Source organism: Natrarchaeobius versutus (genome assembly GCF_041205745.1).
Classification (GTDB): Archaea; Halobacteriota; Halobacteria; order Halobacteriales; family Natrialbaceae; genus Natrarchaeobius; species Natrarchaeobius versutus.
Window position 1 is genome coordinate 845,162 of the sequence record NZ_JBGFCC010000001.1, and the last position, 21,076, is coordinate 866,237.

The following is a 21,076-nucleotide window of genomic DNA, read 5'->3' on the forward strand; positions in this document are numbered from 1 at the left end:
AAATTGCGTGTGATTCCCGTCGTCGAACCGTTTACGGGACGCGAGGCGAAGCCACCGACTACGAAAATTTCGAGTTGAGTTCGATGATGTTTGCCGCACGCGTGACGTATTCGGAGAGCTCACCGTGGAGCCGTTCGTCGGTGAACCGACTCGAGGGACCGGTGAGGCTGACCGCGCCGAGGACGGACTCGCCGTCGGTCACCGGGGCGGCGACGCAACGTAGCCCCTCGAAGTTCTCCTCGTCGTCGATGCCGTAGCCGCGTTCTCTCGTGCGCTCGAGTTCCTCGAAGAGCGCGTCGGCGCTGGTGATCGTCTTCGGCGTCGACTCCGTGAACTCGGCCGACTCGACGTGCGTTTGAGCGCGTTCGGGGGGCATGAACGCGAGGATCGTCTTGCCGAGTGAGGTCGAGTGCAACGGCTGTTGGGTGCCGACGCGGGAGGCGGTGACGACGGCCCTGTCGCCGGCCGCCTTGTAGAGGTAGGACACCTCGCCGTGTTCTCTGATTCCGAACTGGGCGATCTCGCCGGTTTCTTCCGCCAGCTTGTCGACTTCCGTCCGGATCACGTCGTAGTTTTCGACCTGTTCGCGCACGTGATTCGCCATGTCGAGGACGCGCAGACTCAGCCGGTAGCCGTCACCGTCCCGGACCAGGATCTTTCGCTCCTCGAGCGTGCGTAGGTGGCTGTGAATCGTGCTCTTCGAGTGGCCCAGTTCCTCGGCGAGTTCGGTGACGCCGACGCCGTTGTGCTCCTGGAGGACGTCGATGATGTTGAACGCGATCTCCACCGAGCGGATCGTCCGTCCGCCGTCGCCCTGGGAGGTGCTTGCCATACGATACCAATGGAAAAGACCTCACATAAATGTGTTCCCACGTCGGGAACTCCTCTCGATTCGAAAACGGCTGGCGGACGTCACTCGAGAGACTCGTTCGGCGTTTGAAGGAGGCTCTCGTCCGACGATCGAACGTTTCTCTCTGGCGAATCCCCCACGGCTCAGACGGATGTGTTCGAATCTCCGGGTTTCTCACGGGCTATCGCGGATCGAACGGGTGAGAGACGACGTGATCGAGGAGGACGATGGAGAGCCAAACACTTTTCGTGGTCACCGCCGACTACTCCAGCGATGACAGTGCGCGTGACCGTCTGGAACGAGAACGTACACGAACGAGAGGAAAAAGCGGTCGAAAAACGGTACCCTGACGGCATCCACGGCGCCATCGCGGACGCGCTTTCCGGGGAGGGGCGGACGGTTCGAACCGCGACGCTCGAAGAACCCGAACACGGACTCACCGAGGACGTACTCGCGGAAACCGACGTCCTCGTCTGGTGGTCACACTGTGCGAACGACGAGGTGAGCGACGTGGTCGCCGGGCGGGTGGTCGACCGCGTCCACGAGGGGATGGGATTTATCCCCGTACACTCGGGGAAGAACTCGAAGCCGTTCAAACGATTGATGGGGACGACCTGCAACATCAAGTACCGCCACGGCGGGGAGACCGAACGGATCTGGGTCGCAGACCCCGGCCACCCCATCGCGGACGGCCTCGAGGAGTCGTTCGAGGTTCCCTCGACGGAGATGTACGGCGAGCCCTACGACGTCCCCGAACCGGATCGGACCGTCTTCATCTCGTGGTTCGAGGGCGGCGAAGTGTTCCGCTCCGGGCTCTGCTATCGGCGCGGACGCGGGCGGATCTTCGCGTTCCGCCCCGGCCACGAAGAGTACCCGATCTTCTATCAGGACGAGATTCGACGGGTGCTCGACAACGCCGTCGAGTGGGCCACACCGACCGAAGGCTCGAGTACCGTCTGGGGCGAAGTCGAGCCCGAAGAGCCCCTCGAGGAGGAATAGCGGCGGACTTCGCGGCGAGAAACGAACGCCGTCGTTCGCTGGTGATCCCGGAGTCGGGTTCCTGTCGTTCGCTGGTGATCCCGAAATCGGGTTCCTACCGTTCACCGACGCTCCCGTCCGCCCGGTAGCCCGGCGATCGGTCGAACGCCAGATCCGTACCCGCGAGTTCGCGGACCCGGTCCTCGTCGACGTCGATCCCGAGACCCGGCCCGTCGGGCAACTCGAGGAAACCGCCGGTCCGCTCGAAGACGTCCGGATTCCGGAGGTAGCTCATCGCGCGGTCGTCCTCGAGGATCGTCTGTTCCTGAATGAGGGCGTTCGGCGCGGCCGCGTCGACGTGCAACGACGCCGCGAGCGCCACCGGCCCGATCGGGCAGTGGGGTGCGATCGAGACGTCGTACGTTTCCGCCATGTCGGCGATCTTTTTCGTCTCCGTGATCCCGCCCGCACTCGAGACGTCGGGCTGGACGACGTCGACCGCGTCGGCCTCGAGTAATGGGCGAAACTCCCAGCGCGAGTAGAGCCGTTCGCCGGTCGCGATCGGAACCGACGTCCGGGCCGCCAGCCGGTCCATCTCCCCGACCTGTTCCGGCGCGAGCGGTTCCTCGACGAACATCGGATCGAACGGCTCGAGGGCGTCGACGAGCCGGGCGGCCATCGCCTTCGAGGCGCGGCCGTGAAAGTCGAGAGCGACGTCGACGTCGGGGCCCACGGCCTCACGAACCGCGCCGACGACTTCGGCCGCGCGTTCGACCGCCGACGGCGTATCGACGAGTTCGAGCCCGTCCGTCGGAACGAGCTTTACGGCGGTGTAGCCGGCGTCGACGTGTTCGCGGGCTTCCGCCGCCGCCCGCCCGGTCGCCTCCGAGGCCTCGAGCGAGACGTCGCCGTGTGATCGGACGTGCTGGTAGACGCGGATCCGATCGCGGGCCGGCCCGCCGAGTAGTTCGTACACCGGCAGTCCCGCGGCGTTCCCCTTGAGATCCCACAGCGCCTCGTCGATCCCCGCGATCGCGCTCATCTGGACCGAGCCGCCCCGATAGAAGCTACTGCGGTACATCGCTTGCCAGAGCCGTTCGATCGCGGACGGGTCCTCGCCGAGGACGTACTGGTGCATCAACTGGTCGACGGCGTTGGCCGTCGCCGGCTGACTGTCGCCGGTAAAGTGCCACTTCGTGTAGACTTCGCCCCAGCCGACCCGGCCGTCGCTCGTCTCGAGTTTGAGAAGTTGCCACCGCGGCGGGACCGCGTACAGCTCGTAACTGGTGACTTCCATCCCGTCGGGGTGTGACTCGTTCGCTATTCAACGTTTCGACGTCGCGCCCGGCGTGCTGGGAACCACAGTATTCTTATTGTAAATAATCCTAGAATATCTTTATTTGCTATTACCAAAACTATCGAACCGTCGAGAGCCATGACATACCAAGACAGACGAACGTTCATGCAGACAGTTGGCGTCGGGAGTCTCGGCGCGCTGGCGACCGGAGCGGCCGGAACCGCGGCGGCGGAGACGACGATCACCGTCGACGGAGGCGGATACGACGTCTGGAACGACTACGATGAATTCCACTACTACTACGCGGAACTCGATGGCGACTTCGACGTCGCGGTCGGGATCGATGCCCTCGAGGACACCGACGAGTGGGCCAAAGCGGGCCTGATGATTCGCGGAACGCTCGCGGACGACGCCGCTCACGCACTGATTCGGAAGACACCCGGCCACGACACGTCCCTGCAGTGGCGGCCGACCGATGGCGACGACGCCCGCAGCACCACCTCGGACGAGGGTGAAGACCGAAGCGAGGTCCCTGGTGGCACGATGGCGGCCGACTACCAGCGACTCGTCCGCGACGGCGACACGATCCGCGCGTACGGCTCGAGCGACGGGACGAGCTGGACGCGGATCGCCGAACTGCCCGCGGACGAACTCGACCTCGCCGAGTCCGCCTACGTCGGGCTGGCGGTCACCAGCCACGATCCCGGAACGTTGTGTACCGCCGAATTCTCGGAGTTGTCGGGACTATCGCCGTCCGCAAACGGTGACGTCGGCGACGTCGAGGTAGCCGGAAACGTTTCCGAGAGCCCGAGCGAGGAGGACGAACTCGCCGTCTCGACGGGGTCGGCCGCCGACGTCGACGCCACTTCGGCGACGCTGGGGGGCTCGCTCGACGATCTGGGCGAGGCGGAGTCGGCGGACGTCTCCTTCGAGTACCGCGAGAGCGGGACCGGCTCGTGGTCGGCGACGTCCCCGACGACGCTGTCCTCGCCGGGCTCGTTTAGCGACGGGGTTTCCGGGCTCGCCGCCGAAACCGACTACGAGTTCCGGGCGGTCGCCGAAGCCAGCGACGGCGACCGCGACGAGGGATCGATCAACGCGTTCACGACCGACGAGGCCGACGAGCCCGGCACGTTCACCGTCGAGGGTGCCGGCGACGACATCTGGGACGACGCCGACGAGTTCCACTACTACGTGACGGACGTGGCGGGCGACTTCGACGTCACGGTCGGGATCGACGACCAGGAGGAGACCGACGAGTGGGCCAAAGCCGGCCTGATGGTCAGGGAGTCGCTCGCGGACGACGCCGTCCACGCGCTGATCCGGAAGACGCCGGGCAACGAGACGTCCGTCCAGTGGCGACCCGAAACCGGCGCGGACGCCGGTAGCACGACCTCTGACCTCGGGGAAGGCGAGACCGAGGTCCCCGATGGCACGATGGAAGCCGACTACCAGCGCCTCGTCCGAGAGGGCGACCAACTGCGCGCGTACGGCTCGAGCGACGGCGACGACTGGACGCTGATCGTCGAACTCGTCCTCGGCGAGGATCTCGAGTTGCCCGAGCGCTGTTATCTCGGTGCGGCGGTTACCAGTGCCGACGCTGGAACGCTGTGTGCCACGCAGTTCGTCGATCTGGCGGGCGTCGAACCGACTCACAGCCTCGACGTCGGTGACCCCTCCGTGGCTGGCGCCGTCTACGGTCCCGACGGCGAGTCGGTCGACAATCCGCCGCTCGCGGTGACCGGCGAGGTCGCCGATCGGACCGAGGACGGCGCGACGCTCCACGGCTCGCTCGAGGCGCTGGGCGGCACCGATTCGGTGGACGTCTCCTTCGAGTATCGCGAGGCCGGCGCCGCGGGCTGGACCACCACCGGCTCGGAGACCCGGTCGTCGACCGGCGAGTTCGACGAGGATGTTTCTGGATTGGATACCGACGCCGAGTACGAATACCGTGCGGTCGCGGTCGCCCCCGACGGCAACCGCGACGAGGGTGTGATCGCCACGTTCGCGACGCTGGCGCCGGACAGCGATCCGGTCGTGGAAACCGACGGTGCGTCGAACGTCAGCGCCTCGTCGGCGACGCTCGAGGGGACGCTTCTGGACACCGGCGGACACGCGGAGTCGGCCGAGGTGTCCTTCGAGTACCGCGAGATCGGCGCGGACGACTGGACCGAAACCGACCGGGAGACGATCGCGGATCCGATCGAGGACGGCGAAGCGTTCGTCCGGACGGTCGACGAACTGTCGGCCGAGATCGACTACGAGTTCCGCGCGGCCGCCGAGGCCGACGACGGCGACGCCGACGTCGGCGAGACGCTGTCGTTCACCACCGGCGAGCCCGATCCGACGATCTCGACCCACGATGCGACCGGCGTGACCGACTCCGCCGCGACGCTCAACGGCGAGGTCGACCTCGGCGGCGCCGGCCACGCCGACTGTCACTTCGAGTACCGCGAGACCGGCGCGGACGACTGGATCGAAACCGACGACGAGCGCCTCTCGTCCTCCGGGACGTTCAGCCGAACCGTCTCCGATCTCTCGAGTCAGACCGACCACGAATTCCGGGCGATCGCGGCGCTATCCACCGGCGACACCCACGTCGGGTCGATCAGTACGTTCGACACCGAAGAGACCGAACCGGTCGCCGACGACGAGGTGACGATCGGCAACATCGGGGCGGACTCGCCGAGTTCGCCGATCGCCCCCGACGACGGCTTCGCCGACACGAGCTGGATCACCGACGGGCCGCTGGCGGTCATCCGGGTCACCACCCTCGAGCCGGAAGGCGAGGGGTCGTTCAAGTGGGCCTGCGAGGTCGGCTACGACGAGATCGACAAGGAGGACGCCCACGGTCGGCTGATCGTCTTCGAGGTCGGCGGCGTCATCGACCTCGAGGGCAGGGACATCGAGGCCGAGCGCAAGAACATCTACGTGGCCGGCCAGACCGCGCCCTCGCCGGGAATCACGATCATCCGCGCGAACAAACCGGGCGTCGAGTTCGACGAGGCGAATCACTTCGTCCAGCACATCCGTTCGTGTCCGGGCGACCAGATCGGCGAACCCGCCGATCCGCTAGTCGCCGGCGACGACGCGTTCAACCTCTGTTTCGACCACTGTACGGTGTTCTGGGGCACCGAGGAGTCGATGTCGGTCAACGCCGGCGACGACAGCGAGGACATCACGTTCTGTAACAACCTGATCGCCGAACCGCTGTTCGACTCGCCGGTCCACGGTGGCGACGACCAGCGCGCCTACGCAACCCTGTTCGGCAACGGCATGGACACGGGCGCGATCCTCGGCAACCTGTACGCCCACACCTGGAGTCGCAACCCTCGCCTGAAAGGCGGAACCGAGGCGACGGTTGCCAACAACGTCTGGTACGACTTCGAGCGCGGGATGCGGATCGGCGACGACCAGGACGACCCCAACTACGTCAACGTCGTCGAGAACCACTACCGCGTCGGCGACGCCGCGGACTTCGACCGGCCGATCGTCTACACCCGACACGACGAGAGCGATCCACCGATCTACATCCACCACGAGGGCAACGAGTACCACGACGACTACACGCTGATCGATACCGACGACGTCTGGGAGATCCAGGACGACCGCATCGACGAGTACTGGCCCGACGGACTGACGACGATGGGCGGCGACCCGTACGAGCAGGTGCTCTCACACGCCGGCGCGCGGCCGGCCGAACGGATCGACCACCTCGAGGAACGGATCGTCGCCCACGTCGAGAACCGCGACGGGGGGATCATCGACAGCCAGGAGGAAGTCGGCGGCTATCCCGAGTTACCCTCGACCTACCGCGAACTGGACATTCCGGACGGCGACGTCACCGACTGGCTCCGCCAGCACACGAGGGCCGTCGAGGTCGGTGACGTCGATCCGCCTGACTGATACTGTCGGAGGGAAGTCATAGGGATTATCGTCGCCAGCCGAGGATGTCGGGATCTGGTCTTCGGCGGTGTATCGTGGTTCTTCGTACGAGAACGATGAACTCCGACGATAATCCCTATCAGTGAAGAGAATTCGCCGGACTGGAGCGGCGAACTCTCAGAATAGTTCCCTCCGGCAGTATGAACACGGAAGCCATTCGTGGCGCGCCGAGACGACCAATCGGTGGTCCGCCCGTCCGCCACAACGTGGAATTGGCACCCGATACCGATCGGAACCCGATTCACCGACGCTCACTCGAGAGAACCAGACGCAACAGGACGCCGAATACGACTACAGCCGAACCGGATCGGGAGAACGCAACCGAACGCGATAGAGAACACAAATCACCACACAGATGACGAAGAAACCGACCGCAGACAGGGACCACGACGCATCGCCATCAGACCGCTCTCGCCGAACGTTCCTCGGCCTCGCGGGCGCGACGCTCGCCGCCGGGTGGGTTGGCACTGCTAGCGCCGATTCCCACTCGATCGAGGTAAGCCTAACCGAGAACGTCGGCGCCGACTCGCCGAGTTCGCCGATCGCCCCCGACGACGGCTGGGCCGACACGGGCTGGATCACCGAGGAGACGCTCCAGGTCGTCCGGGTGACCACTCTCGACGCCGAGGGCGAGGGATCGCTCAAGTGGGCCTGTGAGGACGTCGACGGGCCGCGAATCGTCGTCTTCGAGGTCGGCGGCGTCATCGATATGGAAGGCGGGGACATCGAGGCCGAGGAGCCGTACCTCTACGTGGCCGGCCAGACGGCTCCCCCGCCGGGAATCACCGTGATTCGGACGACCAAACCCGGCTTCGAGTTCGACGAAGGCAACATGTTCGTCCAGCACATCCGCTCGCGGCCGGGCGACGACGTCGAGTACGGCGAGCCGGCGGACGCGATGGTCGTCGGCGACAACGGCTACAACGTCGCGTTCGATCACTGTTCGGTGTCGTGGGGGACCGAAGAGAACATGTCGGTCAACTCCGAGCCGTCGATCAGCGAAGACGTCACGTTCACCAACAACCTCAACGCGGAGGGACTGTTCGACTCGCCCGTTCACGCCGACGACGATCAGCGGGCGTACGGAAGCCTGATCGGCGAAGGGACCGACCGTGTCGCCATCCTCGGAAACGTCTACGCCCAAAACTGGAGCCGCAACGCGCGGATCAAAGGCGGGACGTCCGCCGTCGTGGCGAACAACGTCCAGCACAACTTCGAGCGGGCGACCAGACTCGGCGGCGATAGCTCCGAGACGACCAGCACGAGCGTCGTCGGAAACGTCTACACCGAAGGCGACGCCTCCGATACGGGCCGACCGATCGTCTACACGGGTCTCGGTGATGGCGACCCGCCGGTAGAGGCCTACGTCGCCGACAACGAGAGCGGTCCGTTCTCGATGATCGACGGTGATTCGCCGATCGATCAGCTCTCGAGTCCGTCACACTGGCCCGACGGATTCGACCCGATCGGCGGCGACGTGTTCGGCAATCGACTCGAGGCCGTCGGCGCCCGACCGGCCGAGCGGACGTTCCACGATCAACGCATCGTCGACGACGTCTCGAACGGCGACGGAACGATCATCGACAGCCAGGCGGAGGTCGGCGGCTACCCCGATCTCGAGTCGACGTATCGACCGCTTACCGTTCCCGAAGACGACGCGGCGTTTACCGACTGGCTCCAACAACACACCCAGGCCGTCGAACTCGCGTCCGTCGACCCGCCAGAAGGGAACGACAGCGGCGGTGAAGAGCCGGCACCGATTCCCTCCGGGACGTACTGGCTCGAGTCGGTCCACAGCGGCAAGGCCGTAGAAGTCTTCGAGTGGTCGGGTGAGGACGGCGCCACCGTCGTCCAATGGGAGCAGTTGGGCGGCGACAACCAGCGGTGGGTCGTCGACCACCTGACCGACGACGTCTATCGGTTCGAGAACGTCTTCAGCGGGAAGTATCTCACCGTCGCGGACGGATCGACGGACGACGGCGCGAACGTCGTCCAGTGGGAGTGGACCGGCGGCGACCACCAGCGATTCCACGTCGAAGCGATCACGGGCGACGAGTACGCCGTCCGTCCGGTCCACAGCGGCTCGTCACTCGACGTCGAGGGGTTTTCCACCGACGACGGCGCCACCGTCGTGCAGTGGGAGTATCACGCCGACGACAACCAGCGCTGGCGGTTTCACGAGCCGTAGGAATCAGACGCAAGCACGAGCGCTGATCGTCTTTGCGTCGCCGGCGTGCCGTGAGCGTCCCAGTACCGAAAAGCGCGGTCCGCCTCAGGTGTGTTCGGCGAGGTCACGAACCTCGTCGACGCGGACCGGCCGCTCGAGGGATGCCGAAGCGTAGGCGGCGAGAACGACTTCGATCGCATCGCGGGCGTCGCGAGCGGTGACGAACGGATCGTTGCCCGTCTCGACGGCCGCGACGAAGTCTCGGATCTGGCCCTCGAGTCCCGTTCCGCCCGGTGGCGACTCGAGATCGGGTTCGACCGTCTCGTCGCCGAGTACGAACGTTCCCGAGTTGTACGAGCCCGCGGTGGCGTTGAGTTCGACGCGTTCTCTGATTGCACCCTGGACGGCCGTCGTCGCCGAGATGGTTCCGAGTGCGCCGTTTTCGAACGCGACGTCGACGGTGGCGACGTCCTCACACTCCATCTCCTGGACGAGGGTATCGGTGGTCGCGTCGACGCGCTCGATGCCGCCGGTCAGCCACTGGAGGAGGTCGACGAAGTGGACCGCCTGCTGGAGCAACACTCCGCCATCGAGATCGCGGCCACCGTGCCAGTCGTCGTAATACGACCGCGATCGGTGATACTTGACCGCGGTATCCGCCAGCACGAGATCGCCGAATCGCCCCTCATCGAGCCACCGACGCGCGGTCACGTGCTCCGGCGAGAACCGCCGTTGAAACACACCGCCAAGCGTCACGCCGTGGTCGTCGGCGACGTCGATCATCCGGTCGACCCGATCGATGTAGACGTCCAGGGGTTTCTCGACGAGCGCGTCGACGCCCGCTCTGGCGGCATCGATCGCGATCTCCGCGTGAGTTCCGGACGGCGTACAGACGCTGATCGCGTCGAGGTCTTCGGATTCGAGCATCTCGAGGTGGTCGGTGTATCCGGCCGCGTCGAACGACGACCCAAAGGAGGCGACCGACGACTCGGTCGTCGCGGCCCCGGCAACGAGCGTTGCGCCGTCGATCCGGTCGACGTACTTCGCGTGTGCGGATCCGAAACCGCCGACGCCGACGATTCCGTACCTGACTGTTGTCATCGTCTCTCCGTACTGTCGGTCCCACGTGTTATATGGCTACTGGTAACCGATACCACGGATATTAGCGGGACGTCAGAAGAAATAAACAGAAATAAATTTATCATTCGAATTGAGTACCTGTGAGTAGAATCTGACTAGTACGATAGCGTAGGTATTTCATTCGAGAACGTCCGTTCGCCCATAACTTCCGCCAAGTGTGCCAGGAAGCGATTCTATCGCGGTATCTCCCTCGAGAGGATGACCTCGACATTACTCGGTCGATACAATCCGAGAGTCGGAATTTCGGTCAGATAATGGCCCAGATCCCACAATACCAGCGTACTCGACCAAACCGACTACCAGATCTCGAATCAGGTAACTATTCTGAGAATTCTGAAGTTCGAAGTCGATATTCCAAGAGATAAACACTGCACTTGTTTTAATATCGACTCGAGCGACCGCCGAGAAAGGTTAAGTATCGTGGGACGTCAGTACACACCATGGATTTCAGCGAAACGCTCGAGTTCGGTCACGCGGATCGAAAGCGGATCTACGAGTTCGTCGAGCGACAGGGGGCAGTCGATCCCGAGTCCGTCAGGGAACGACTCGACATCGAGCAGAGCGCGTTCCGACACCACGCCGCGATTCTCAAGCGCGACGGTCGTCTCGCGGAGGAACACGGCACGCTCCGGGTGACGATCGACGCCGGTGCCGAAGAGGAGTACGTCTCCGAGGACCTCGAGTTTCACATCCGTCCGGCCAGACAGGAAGACCTCACGGGGATCGTCGGCGCGATCCGTCAGGTCGCACAGGAACGGACGTACATCGAAGCCGAAAGCGTCGCCGACGAGGTCGACCACGAGGAGACCCTGCTCCGGCACAACGAACTCGAGTCGCGGATGTTCTTCGTCGCGACCGTCGACGACGAGGTCGTCGGCTGGGTCCACCTCCACGCACCGGAAGTCGAGAAGCTGAGCCACACCGCCGAACTCACAGTCGGCGTCATCGAGGAGTATCGCGGCCACGGGATCGGGTCACAACTGCTCGCCCGCGGGCTCCAGTGGGCCGGCGCCAACGAGTACGAGAAGGTCTACCAGAGCGTCCCCTCGACCAACGAGCAAGCCATCGCGTTTCTGGAGGAACACGGGTGGACGACGGAAGCGGTCCGTGAAGACCACTACAAGCTCAACGGCCGGTACGTCGACGAAGTGATGATGGCCGTCGAACTGGATCGCTGACTGACAGCAGTCCGTTTCAGGCGGGGCTTTCCTCCTGTTGGGCGATCTCGAACAGATCCTCGTATCCCTCGTCTTCGGGTAGCTGATCCCTGATATCGTCGAGTGCGCCGTCGGTGACGCCCTCTGCGACCACGTCGAGGACGACCTGCGCGTGGAACGTCGCGTCGGCCGGGTCCTCGTCACCGATCCCCTCGCGCTCGGCGACACGACCGACGAACCCGTCGAACCCGAATCGCTCGACGTCGTCGATCTCCTCGAGGAATCGGCCGAGTTCCTCGGGAAGTTGGGCACGGAGGTTTTCGGCTTGCCCGGTTGAACCCGCTCTGAGAGGGTAGTCAGGGTCGCTCGTGAGACGCCAAGCGCCGCTTCTCGAGAGTCGAGCTGTGCACGGCGTTGTAGCTCGTCGATGAAGTCGTCGTACTGCATACGCGGACGTTCCCGCCGGGATTTGACAGCGTGTAACCTTCAGAAGAACGGTGGTGTCCCGCCGGCTCGGGTCGGATCGCCACGGACGAGCACCGTTCGTCGGGGTCGGAATCGAAAGACAGTTTGAGGAAAGGATGCTACGGGGCGTCATGCTCTCGATCGCGCTTGCCGGGAAGCCAAACGCCGGCAAGTCCACGTTCTACACGGCGGCGACGATGGCCGAGGTGGACGTCGCCAACTACCCGTTCACGACCATCGACGCCAACCGGGGGGTGAGCTACGTTCGTACCGACTGTCCTTGCCTCGAGCGCGAGGAACGCTGTAACGCCGACGACTGCGAGGACGGCAAGCGCTACGTGCCGATCGAACTACTCGACGTCGCTGGGCTGGTCCCCGGCGCACACGAGGGGAAAGGGCTTGGCAATCAATTTCTCGACGAACTGACGAACGCCGACGTGATCGTCAACGTGATCGACGCCTCCGGCGGGACCAACGAGAAGGGCGAACCCGTCGATATCGGCGCACACGACCCGCTCGAGGACATCGACTTCGTCGAAGAGGAGATGGACCTCTGGCTGGCCGGCATCGTCGAGAACAACTGGGAATCCGTCGAACGAAAATCTCGCTCGCCGGATTTCGACATCGACGACGTGTTAGCCGACATGCTCTCGGGCTTTGGCGCCTCGCCGACCCAGATCGCGACCGTCCTGCGTGAGCTCGACTACCCCGAGGACCCAATCCAGTGGGACGACGACCACCGCGAGGAACTCGCCCGGCTGGTTCGCGAACGCACGAAACCGATCGTCGTCGCGGCCAACAAGATCGACGTCGCGCCCGAGGAGAACGTCGAGAAACTCCTCGAACTCGACAAGCCGGTTATCCCGACGACGGCGGAAGGCGAACTCGCGCTCCGCCGGGCCGCCGAGAACGACCTCGTCGCGTACGACCCCGGCGACGAGACGATCGAGATCGGCGATGGCGTCAACGACGCCCAGCGGGAAGCCCTCGAGGGGCTGGCCGAAACGATGGCCGAGTGGGACGGCACCGGCGTCCAGTCGGCACTCGATTACGCCGTCTACGACCTGCTCGAGCACGTGACGGCCTACCCGGTCGAAGACGCCAGCAAGTGGTCCGACGGGAGCGGAAATATCCTGCCCGACGCCTTTCTCCTGCCCGAGAGTTCGACGCCGGTCGACCTCGCCTACAGCGTTCACTCCGACATCGGCGACGGCTATCTCCACGCCGTCGACGCCAAGTCGGGCCGTGAGGTGAGCGACAGCTACGAACTCGAGGAGGGTGACGTGATCAAGATCGTAAGCACTAATTGACAATATAATAATAGTTTGCGATCGCTACATCTCACGACCTAAGCCGAGTGAAACGGTACAGATATTGCCCACATTGATGGTATTACTGATTCGCTGAGAGATTCTCCCATCCTCGATATTTACCGACGCCAATAACGAGTAACACGACTCCGACAGCGATCCCTGCAAATCCGAATACTCCTACCGATTCTGCCGAATCAAGGACCACCATGGAACCGAGTAAGAGAGCTGATAACCCCATAAGCACCGATCCCACTCCAAACCGTTTCGCTTGTTCCATAGGACAAGTCCTGCAGCAATCTTCAAATTCCTTTCCAAGAAACACTGAAAGATGATACAGTTGACCGAAAGTGGACATACGCACCGACGGAATCGTGACCGCTAACTGATAGAGCTGTAGTTCGTTACTCGGTTTCGAGCGCGTCGTAGATATCTCGATTTGCGTCCCGGTCAGCTGCTGCTACCCGCCGGACGAGTTCACCTCGGATATCCTCCATCACTTCATCGAGTGGAGTATCGGACTCTGAACGTTCCTTGGTCGCCATAGCTGCTGTATCGTCGCGACTGCGGTTAATCGTTCGGGTTAGACGAATCGCCGGTCAGTTCGTCCAGTCCGTACCTGATGAGGTCATCACGCCACTGTTCAATCTCGCCTGCGAGGTCGATTAAGTCAGAGTACGCTTCCATTTCCGTCGCGAGGTCGTACCACCGGTCGACGAGCTCCTCGAGATCGTTCGCGGTGGCTTCGACGAGTTTCATACGGTGATTCCTCGATGCTCGTTTGTCAGGTTTCACCCGGTGTGATGTGTGCTGGCACACGACTCGAGTGGTCTCCGAGGGTCCGCGCACACGTCGACATTCGAAACCGGCAGCCAGACGTCGAAATCGTCGAATACGACTCGAGTTCGAACACGTCGGATCGAACTCGAGTCGCGCTCACCCGAGCCCCGGGAGCGGTTCGAACCACACCGCGGCGACCAGGACGGCGAGGAAGACGTACGAGCCGCGGATGAGCAACATCGTCGCGAGTTCCGGGCCGGCCCGGCGTGCGACTGCGGCGACCACGGCGAACGCGAGCGCGGCCCCAACGGCGCCGGGTGGAAAGACGTCGACGGCGACGAGCGCGACGACCGCGAGTAAGGCGGCGATCATCAGCCCGTAGGCGACGCCGTAGGCGCGAGACGGGCCGACGACGACGGCGACGGTTCGTTTCGCGATCGTGCGGTCGTACTCGTAGTCCTGAGCGTCGTCGATCACCTTGATCCCGGAGAGCAAGACGAGAAAGACGATCGCAAAGCCCACCGGAACCGGTGTCAACGTCCCGGCCTGGGCCGCGAAGCCACCGATGATCGCCAGGGCGATGCCGAGCGGGTAGCCCGTCGTCGCCGTCAGCGGATTCATATCCAGCTGGGGGGCGTGGTGGTAGGCGATCAGCCACGTCGGGACCGTGAGGGCGACCGCGAGCACGTTGGCGAACGCGGCGAGCAGGAGACAACAACCGACGAACGCCGCAGTCGAGGCGACGAGCCCGGCCCGACAGCCGCGTTCGGTCAACGGATGGTCGTCGTCCTCCCCCCGAACGTGGAAGTCGACGTAGCCGTCCTTGAGGTGTGCCGTGTACACCGCGGCGAACATCGCGCCGACGTGGACGGCAGCGATCAGCGGATCGACCGATCCGGCGAGGATCGCCCCGAACAGCGACGCCGCCAGCGGCGGGAGCATGAAAACCGGGTGAATCTGCGACCAGAACGCCCGGACCGTCGCCTCTGTGCCGACGCCGTCTCGCGCCAGGGACATACCGGTCGTGACGACGAGATAAGACATAAAACACACAGGTTATACTCCCTGGCGTCTCACGAACGAGCATGGTCGATAGCTACACCGGAGCCGACTGCTTCGTCGACGCCCTCGAGTCCTACGGCGTCGACTACGTCTTCGGGAATCCGGGGACGACGGAGCTTCCGATCCTCGAGGCGATCGGCGAGAGCGACCTCGAGTACGTCTTGGGGCTCCACGAGGACGTCGCCGTCGGGATGGCAGGTGGGTACGCACAGACCCGCCGGTATCACTCCCATCGCGACGAGTCGGTTCTGCCGGTCGGGGTCGTAAACCTCCACGTCGTCCCCGGACTGGCCCACGGGTTAGGAAACCTCTACGCCGCGAAGATGACCGGTGCACCGTTGGTCGTCACGGCCGGCAACCACAGCACGGACTTTCGCCACGAGGAGCCGATTCTCTCGGGCGAACTCGCCGGCATGGCCGAGGGGTTTTGCAAGTGGTCCGACGAGGTACTCGACGCGAGCGCGCTCCCGACGATGCTCCGCCGGGCGTTTCGCGTCGCGTTGACGCCCCCAACCGGCCCGGTCTTTCTCGGCTTGCCACTCGACGTAATGATGGCCGAGACCGACGCTCGACCCGAGCGACTTGGGCCGATTCCGGACGCCGGCGGCGGCGATCCACGGCAACTCGAGCGCGCCGCGTCGTTGCTGGCCGAGGCCGACGAACCGGTGATGGTGGTCGGCGACCACGTAGCCCGCTCGGGCGAGGGGGCAGTCGAAGCGGCGGTTGACCTCGCGGAGGCGACCGGCGCCCGCGTCCACGGCGAGATCATGTCCTGTGAGGTCAGTTTCCCGACGGCACACGGGCAGTGGGTCTCACACCTTCCCGCGGACGAGGAGGTCGTCTCGTCGCTTCTCGACGTCGATACGGTCGCGTTCGTCGGCTGTTCGACGAACACGACGTTCACCCGCCACGAGGGCGCACTCGTCGGCTCGGAGACGACCTGCATCCACGTCGGCGACGACGCCTGGCAACTCGGCAAGAACCAGCCGGCCGACGCGGCGATCGTTGGCGATCCGGGACGCACACTGGACGAACTCGCCGACCGAGTTCGACCGAAGATCGGGGGCGAGACCGTCGAAACGCGACTCGAGACCGTGGCCGCGGCCCGCGAGCGCATCGAGTCGTCGGTCGCCGCCATCGACGACCGCCGGGAGGACGATCCGCGAGCGTCGAAGGGACAACTCGTCGACGCGATGGAGCGGGTCGCCGGCGACGCGTTCGTCGTCGACGAGGGCGTAACGGCGAAGTTCGCCATGTTGCGTCGGTGGGATCTCGAGCCGACGCAGTACCTCTCGAACAAAGGCGGCGGGCTCGGGTACGGCCTTCCGGCGTCGGTCGGCGCGGCGATCGCGGAGAGCCAACGCGAGAGAGCGCGGGACGTCGTCGGATTCGTCGGTGACGGCTCGTACCTCTACTATCCGCAGGCGATCTACAGCGCGGTTCGGGCCGGCGTCGACCTCACCGTCGTCGTTCCCGACAACCGCAACTATCGGATCCTGAAGGACAACACGCTCTCCTTGCTGGGCGGCGAGGAAGACGATCACGCGTTCGTCGCCACCGACTTCGAGCCGCCGGTCGATCTGGTCGAAAACGCCGAGAGCCACGGCGCCGCCGCGACCCGCGTCGAGACGCCAGATTCGATCGAGCCGGCGCTCGAGGCCGCACTGTCTCGAGACGGCGTCGACGTCGTCGACGTTCTCGTCCACGACTGACCGCTGGCTGTCGGTTTCAGCCGATTCCCCTCGGGTGTGCGTCGACCGCAACTGACTTGGGAGATGCGTCACCTTCTCTCATCGACGAAAACCCGCCCTCCCAACCCATGCAATTCGATCGCGACCACCGACCGACGGAATCACGGACGTCCAGGCGACGACTGCTCGAGCGGCTCGGAGCCGTCGGTACGACCGGAGCCGCCGTTGCGCTCGCGGGCTGTCTCGCGAGCGGCGACGTCCAGACGATGGAGTGTAACGGCCACACGGTCGAACCGGAGGCCGACCTCTCGGGAGCCGACCTCTCCGGCTGTGAACTCACTGGCGCCGATTTCACCGAGGCGGATCTCTCGGGGGCCGACCTCTCGAACGCCGATCTCAGGGACGCAAACTTCTTTTTGGCGGAGCTCTCGGGGACCGACCTCTCGGGAGCCGACCTCCGGGGGGCCGACCTCCTGGTGAGCGCCCTCGCGGCGGCGACGCTCGAGGGGGCGAACTACGCCGGAGCCGATCTCTCGGGGAGAATTTTGGTCGGCGACGACCTCTCGGGAGTCATCCTCGAGGACGGCGATCTCTCAGGATCGAATCTGACGGATGCCGACTTCTCGGGAGCGGACCTGACCGGAGTCGACTTCACCGACGCCACGCTCTCCGGGACCGATTTCACCGACGCCACGCTCTCCGATGCCATCTTCGAAGACGCGGTGATCGAAGACGTGACGTTCGCGGGAATCACGGCGAGGCGCGTCGACCTCTCGGAGGTCGACCTCTCCGGAATGGAGATGTCGGGCGTCGACCTCGCCGAGAGCGACTTCACGAGGGCTGATTTCTCCGAGTCGACGCTCACGGAGGCGAACTTCGAGGGGGCCGACCTCTCGGTCGCGGACTTCACGGATGCAGATCTCTCCGGGGCGAACCTCGAGGATGCGAACCTCAGGAGCACCGTCACGTCGGGCACCGACCTCTCCGGTGTGACGTGGCACGACGGCTCCCAGTGGTAGCCCCGACGGTTACTGATCCCCGTCTCGGCCGGCGTCGGCGACCGCGTCCGGTCCCCGAACCCGGTTTCCCTCGAGCGTCTCGGGGAAGATCTTTCCGGGGTTGAGCGTATCCGTTGGATCGAGCGCGTGTTTGATCGAACGCATGGCGTCGACCGCGCCGCCGCCGTGTTCGGCCTCGAGGAACTCGCGTTTTCCCTCGCCGATGCCGTGTTCGCCGGTGACCGTCCCGCCTAGCTCGAGTGCCCGTTCGACGACCGTCCGATAGACGAGTTCGCCCCGTTCGACGGAGTCGGGATCGTCGGGGTCGACGAGGACGCTGTAGTGGAGGTTTCCGTCGCCCGCGTGCCCGTAGCAGGGCGTAAGAATGTCGTGATCCTTCGAGATCCGCTTCGTCTCGCGGACGATTTCGGGATAGGCGCTGATCGGGACCGTCACGTCGCCGGGGTGTAAGGGCACGAGGTCGGGATCGTAGGTATCGACGGCGAAGGCGATCTCCCGGCGGGCTTCCCAGAGGTCGGCCATCTCCCCCCGATCGGCGCTCGTCTCGAAGCGCACGACGTCGTGTTCCTCGAAGATCGTCCGACAGAGCGCGATCTCCTCGTCGATACCGTGATTTGCGTGAAACTCGAGGAAGACCGTCGGCGCGTCGGGGAGGCCAGTGTCGAGGTACTCGTTGGTCATCCGCGTACTCAACGCGTCGAGCAGTTCGATCCGGGCGACGTCGACCTCGGTGCGGATCGCCTCGGCGATGGCGCTCGTCGCGTCCTCGAGCGTCTCGAAAACGGCCCGGCCGCCGCGGATCTGGGCTGGGCGGCCGGCGAGTTCGAGCGTCGCTTCGGTGACGACCGCGAGCGTCCCCTCGCTTCCGATCAGGAGGTCGGTGAGATTGTATCCGCTCGAGGTCTTGGCCGCCCGCGTGCCGGTCTCGATGACGGTACCGTCGGCGAGGACGGCCTCGAGGCCGAGCACCCAGTCGGCGACCTCGCCGTACTTGACCGTCTGCATGCCGCTGGCGTCGGTCGCGATCATCCCGCCGATCGTCGAGATGTCCCCCGAGGACGGAAGTGGCGGGAAGAAGAGGCCGTCACGGGCGACGTGGTCGTCGACGTCGTCGCCGATAATGCCGGGACCGACGTCGATCTGGAAGTCCTCGGGACGGTAGTCGACCACGGCGTCCATCCGGGTGAGATCGAGGCTGATCCCACCGTGGGCCGGCACCGCGTTTCCCTCGAGACCCGTCCCCGCCGCGTAGGGCGTTACCGGGACGTCGCGGTCGGTCGCCGCCGCCAGAACGGCCGAGACGTCGGCGGTCGACTCGGGCCAGACGACGGCGTCCGGGAGTACCGCCCGGCCCTGTTGTTCTGCCCCCCAGTCGGCGGCGTGTGTCTCTCGTCTCGTCTCGGCGAACGATAGCTGATCGTCCACGAGCTCGAGGTCCTCGAGGAACGAACAGTCGTGTTGCATAGCGGATCGTTGGAGAGGGCGCCTATCAACGTTTGCGGCGGCCGGGCCAGCGATCCGATGAGTCGAACAGAGGCGGGACCGCTGTCAGGCGAAACGTGAACACCAATGGACATCGAACACTCACTCTTGTGGCAAATCTTGGTCTTACCATCTTACCGCCAAGAGAAGCCCTGTGAGTCGCCAGGGGGTGTGAGTGGACTCGAGGGGAGGTCACCGCCGGGGTCAGGATCGTTGTACGCCTTCGGCGCGACGTCGTTCGGGGCGTTCGGGTAGAACAGTGATGCGATCGCGTGGAGGTGCTCGCGGCCGACGTCGAGTTCGAACTGTCCGCCGCCGAACAGCTGTATCTCGTGTTTACGACAGTAATCGATCGTCTCGAAGAGTGACTGCACCGAACCGAACCGGGACGGCTTGATGTTGAGCCACTCCGGTTCCCAGGAGAGGTCTTCGACCGTCTCGACACCGCGGATCGGGTAATCCCAGGTCACGCGCGGTTCGTGTCCCTCGAACAACGGTCGCGTTTCGTCGTTCAGTTCCGGATCTTCGATGAGGGCCTCGGGAAACCCCTCGATAACCCGCTCGTACAGCGCCGGGTCAGCAGGTTGATCGACCGTCGTGCCGTGATACTGGCCCTTGAGGTCGAGGGTCCGTACCGCGTCGGTCGCCGCCAGCCGCTGGACGACCTCGTCGGTCCACTCGGAGGTCGGGTCGAGTTTGAACTCTAGGTCGGAGTCGCGGTCGAGCCAGTCGAGCACTCGATCGCCGGTCGGCGGCTCTTCCAGGCGCGTACTCACGACGAATCGAACCGGATCGTACGTGCGATCGAGCTGGTCGGCGAGGTTCGTGTCGGCCTGTCTCAGCGCGAGGTCGAGCGCGGCGCTCTCGAAGGCCCACTGCCGATAGTTACGAAAGATCGACTGGTTCGGTTCGTTGTCGAGGAAGAAATCGATCTCGGATACCCGATCCGAAAACTCCTCGAGCGTGTACTCGCCCGTGACGGGAAACTCCGCTGTAGTAGCGCGAAGGGCGTCGTGTGCGTCGTTGTCGTATGTTACGTCCTCGCCGCGGCCGACTTCGCCCTCGCCGTGTAACGAGACGATGGTCGTCGCTCGAGTGAAGCCACTCGATGTGTCCCGCTCGCGGCTTTCGAGATCGTAGTCTTCGATTTCGAGTTCGAGATCGGAGACCTGTTCGTACAACATTGTGACTCATCTTTTCTCCTGGCGCCATTAATACCCAAGCGTAACAAGTAACAAACCTACCAACAGTTGTGTCGTTCGGTCAGCAGTTCGGAGTCAGGGGCTCCACCAGAAGCCGACGTTTTTCGTGCGATCGGCCACGGTGGCGATTCGGCATGGCCGTCGAATTCGCCGACCTCGTTTCGGAGTCGAAGGTCCGGAGTCGTAGGAAACGGTGGTATACCGGTATCCCGCTTCCTGACGCCGTGTAAGCGCTCCGACGGACGTCGGCGCAGTCTCGACGACGTCGAGGATGTCGTCTTCGGTCACTCCGGCCGCCTCATAGATTTTTGATACGCGACGAACTGAACGGAGCCTTCGGTCAACTCCGAAATCTCGTCGGCGTTCGGAGTTCGACTGTCCGAGTTCGATCCCGGAGGCATTCACGACGACTGCGACGACATCCATCTCGACGGACTCATCGTCGAAAATACCGTTGGCGTACCGAATCGCTGCGTCTTGAACGTCGGCTGTCCAACAGCTACGTGAAAGACGGTCTTCATAGCCGTCCGT

The 21,076-nt window shown here is 64.4% G+C and carries 15 protein-coding genes and 1 pseudogene; 7 read left to right on the forward strand and 9 right to left on the reverse strand.

Going from position 1 to position 21,076, the window contains the following annotated elements; translation table 11 throughout:
• Positions 1 to 58 precede the first annotated feature (58 nt).
• Positions 59 to 832 carry an IclR family transcriptional regulator gene (locus AB7C87_RS04235; protein ID WP_369728149.1) on the reverse strand — a complete coding sequence of 258 codons (774 nt, stop codon included), beginning with the start codon at positions 830 to 832 and terminating at the stop codon, positions 59 to 61.
• 291 nt (positions 833 to 1,123) lie between these two features.
• Between AB7C87_RS04235 and AB7C87_RS04240 the strand changes: the two genes are divergently transcribed.
• Positions 1,124 to 1,849, forward strand: coding sequence for a ThuA domain-containing protein (locus tag AB7C87_RS04240; RefSeq protein WP_369728150.1), 726 nt, complete (start codon positions 1,124 to 1,126; stop codon positions 1,847 to 1,849).
• A 94-nt stretch (positions 1,850 to 1,943) separates the two neighbouring features.
• On the opposite strand, the gene dgoD is transcribed toward AB7C87_RS04240, so the two are convergent.
• The gene (dgoD, locus tag AB7C87_RS04245) at positions 1,944 to 3,125 is read right to left on the reverse strand and encodes a galactonate dehydratase (RefSeq protein WP_369728151.1); all 1,182 of its coding nucleotides are present in this window, start codon (positions 3,123 to 3,125) and stop codon (positions 1,944 to 1,946) included.
• Between the two features lie 138 nt (positions 3,126 to 3,263).
• Here dgoD and AB7C87_RS04250 point away from each other — a divergent pair, with 138 nt between their 5' ends.
• Both AB7C87_RS04250 and AB7C87_RS04255 read left to right on the forward strand, forming a co-directional pair.
• Positions 3,264 to 7,031, forward strand: a complete 3,768-nt coding sequence (locus tag AB7C87_RS04250; protein WP_369728152.1) for a hypothetical protein — start codon at positions 3,264 to 3,266, stop codon at positions 7,029 to 7,031.
• Between the two features lie 394 nt (positions 7,032 to 7,425).
• Positions 7,426 to 9,258 carry an RICIN domain-containing protein gene (locus AB7C87_RS04255; RefSeq protein WP_369728153.1) on the forward strand — a complete coding sequence of 611 codons (1,833 nt, stop codon included), beginning with the start codon at positions 7,426 to 7,428 and terminating at the stop codon, positions 9,256 to 9,258.
• Positions 9,259 to 9,342: 84 nt separating this feature from the next.
• Here the strand turns inward: AB7C87_RS04255 and AB7C87_RS04260 are convergent, their stop codons facing one another.
• The gene (locus AB7C87_RS04260; RefSeq protein WP_369728154.1) at positions 9,343 to 10,338 is read right to left on the reverse strand and encodes a Gfo/Idh/MocA family protein; all 996 of its coding nucleotides are present in this window, start codon (positions 10,336 to 10,338) and stop codon (positions 9,343 to 9,345) included.
• 479 nt (positions 10,339 to 10,817) lie between these two features.
• On the opposite strand from AB7C87_RS04260, the gene AB7C87_RS04265 reads away from it, so the two are divergent.
• Positions 10,818 to 11,555 carry a GNAT family N-acetyltransferase gene (locus AB7C87_RS04265; protein ID WP_369728155.1) on the forward strand — a complete coding sequence of 246 codons (738 nt, stop codon included), beginning with the start codon at positions 10,818 to 10,820 and terminating at the stop codon, positions 11,553 to 11,555.
• A gap of 16 nt (positions 11,556 to 11,571) precedes the next feature.
• On the opposite strand, the pseudogene AB7C87_RS04270 reads toward AB7C87_RS04265, so the two are convergent.
• Positions 11,572 to 11,981: pseudogene (locus tag AB7C87_RS04270) on the reverse strand (DUF2267 domain-containing protein).
• Positions 11,982 to 12,130: 149 nt separating this feature from the next.
• On the opposite strand from AB7C87_RS04270, the gene AB7C87_RS04275 reads away from it, so the two are divergent.
• A complete protein-coding gene (locus AB7C87_RS04275) occupies positions 12,131 to 13,309 on the forward strand; it encodes a redox-regulated ATPase YchF (protein WP_369728381.1) in 1,179 nt (392 codons plus the stop codon).
• 404 nt (positions 13,310 to 13,713) lie between these two features.
• On the opposite strand, the gene AB7C87_RS04280 is transcribed toward AB7C87_RS04275, so the two are convergent.
• The 3 genes from AB7C87_RS04280 to AB7C87_RS04290 form a co-directional block, all read right to left on the reverse strand.
• Complete coding sequence (locus AB7C87_RS04280; RefSeq protein ID WP_369728156.1) at positions 13,714 to 13,854, reverse strand: hypothetical protein; 141 nt, start codon at positions 13,852 to 13,854, stop codon at positions 13,714 to 13,716.
• 25 nt (positions 13,855 to 13,879) lie between these two features.
• Entirely contained in the window at positions 13,880 to 14,068 is a 189-nt protein-coding gene (locus tag AB7C87_RS04285) for a hypothetical protein (RefSeq protein ID WP_369728157.1), read from the reverse strand.
• A 177-nt stretch (positions 14,069 to 14,245) separates the two neighbouring features.
• The gene (locus AB7C87_RS04290; protein ID WP_369728158.1) at positions 14,246 to 15,106 is read right to left on the reverse strand and encodes a UbiA family prenyltransferase; all 861 of its coding nucleotides are present in this window, start codon (positions 15,104 to 15,106) and stop codon (positions 14,246 to 14,248) included.
• A 68-nt stretch (positions 15,107 to 15,174) separates the two neighbouring features.
• Here AB7C87_RS04290 and AB7C87_RS04295 point away from each other — a divergent pair, with 68 nt between their 5' ends.
• Together AB7C87_RS04295 and AB7C87_RS04300 are read left to right on the forward strand one after the other, a co-directional pair.
• On the forward strand, positions 15,175 to 16,863 hold the full coding sequence (locus AB7C87_RS04295) for a thiamine pyrophosphate-binding protein (protein ID WP_369728159.1): 1,689 nt from the start codon (positions 15,175 to 15,177) through the stop codon (positions 16,861 to 16,863).
• A gap of 107 nt (positions 16,864 to 16,970) precedes the next feature.
• A complete protein-coding gene (locus AB7C87_RS04300; RefSeq protein ID WP_369728160.1) occupies positions 16,971 to 17,861 on the forward strand; it encodes a pentapeptide repeat-containing protein in 891 nt (296 codons plus the stop codon).
• A gap of 9 nt (positions 17,862 to 17,870) precedes the next feature.
• Here the strand turns inward: AB7C87_RS04300 and AB7C87_RS04305 are convergent, their stop codons facing one another.
• Both AB7C87_RS04305 and AB7C87_RS04310 read right to left on the reverse strand, forming a co-directional pair.
• Positions 17,871 to 19,325, reverse strand: a complete 1,455-nt coding sequence (locus AB7C87_RS04305) for an FAD-binding oxidoreductase (protein ID WP_369728161.1) — start codon at positions 19,323 to 19,325, stop codon at positions 17,871 to 17,873.
• Between the two features lie 152 nt (positions 19,326 to 19,477).
• Complete coding sequence (locus tag AB7C87_RS04310) at positions 19,478 to 20,527, reverse strand: hypothetical protein (RefSeq protein WP_369728162.1); 1,050 nt, start codon at positions 20,525 to 20,527, stop codon at positions 19,478 to 19,480.
• Positions 20,528 to 21,076: the final 549 nt, after the last annotated feature.

What these genes read in the sequence shown, in the direction of transcription:
- AB7C87_RS04300 (WP_369728160.1), top strand. Translation starts at nt 16,971, where the DNA reads ATGCAATTCGATCGCGACCACCGACCGACGGAATCACGGACGTCCAGG.
- AB7C87_RS04275 (WP_369728381.1), top strand. Translation starts at nt 12,131, where the DNA reads ATGCTCTCGATCGCGCTTGCCGGGAAGCCAAACGCCGGCAAGTCCACG.
- AB7C87_RS04280 (WP_369728156.1), bottom strand. Translation starts at nt 13,854, where the DNA reads ATGGCGACCAAGGAACGTTCAGAGTCCGATACTCCACTCGATGAAGTG.
- AB7C87_RS04265 (WP_369728155.1), top strand. Translation starts at nt 10,818, where the DNA reads ATGGATTTCAGCGAAACGCTCGAGTTCGGTCACGCGGATCGAAAGCGG.
- AB7C87_RS04295 (WP_369728159.1), top strand. Translation starts at nt 15,175, where the DNA reads ATGGTCGATAGCTACACCGGAGCCGACTGCTTCGTCGACGCCCTCGAG.
- AB7C87_RS04310 (WP_369728162.1), bottom strand. Translation starts at nt 20,527, where the DNA reads ATGTTGTACGAACAGGTCTCCGATCTCGAACTCGAAATCGAAGACTAC.
- AB7C87_RS04255 (WP_369728153.1), top strand. Translation starts at nt 7,426, where the DNA reads ATGACGAAGAAACCGACCGCAGACAGGGACCACGACGCATCGCCATCA.
- dgoD (WP_369728151.1), bottom strand. Translation starts at nt 3,125, where the DNA reads ATGGAAGTCACCAGTTACGAGCTGTACGCGGTCCCGCCGCGGTGGCAA.
- AB7C87_RS04305 (WP_369728161.1), bottom strand. Translation starts at nt 19,325, where the DNA reads ATGCAACACGACTGTTCGTTCCTCGAGGACCTCGAGCTCGTGGACGAT.
- AB7C87_RS04240 (WP_369728150.1), top strand. Translation starts at nt 1,124, where the DNA reads ATGACAGTGCGCGTGACCGTCTGGAACGAGAACGTACACGAACGAGAG.
- AB7C87_RS04250 (WP_369728152.1), top strand. Translation starts at nt 3,264, where the DNA reads ATGACATACCAAGACAGACGAACGTTCATGCAGACAGTTGGCGTCGGG.
- AB7C87_RS04235 (WP_369728149.1), bottom strand. Translation starts at nt 832, where the DNA reads ATGGCAAGCACCTCCCAGGGCGACGGCGGACGGACGATCCGCTCGGTG.
- AB7C87_RS04260 (WP_369728154.1), bottom strand. Translation starts at nt 10,338, where the DNA reads ATGACAACAGTCAGGTACGGAATCGTCGGCGTCGGCGGTTTCGGATCC.
- AB7C87_RS04285 (WP_369728157.1), bottom strand. Translation starts at nt 14,068, where the DNA reads ATGAAACTCGTCGAAGCCACCGCGAACGATCTCGAGGAGCTCGTCGAC.
- AB7C87_RS04290 (WP_369728158.1), bottom strand. Translation starts at nt 15,106, where the DNA reads ATGTCCCTGGCGCGAGACGGCGTCGGCACAGAGGCGACGGTCCGGGCG.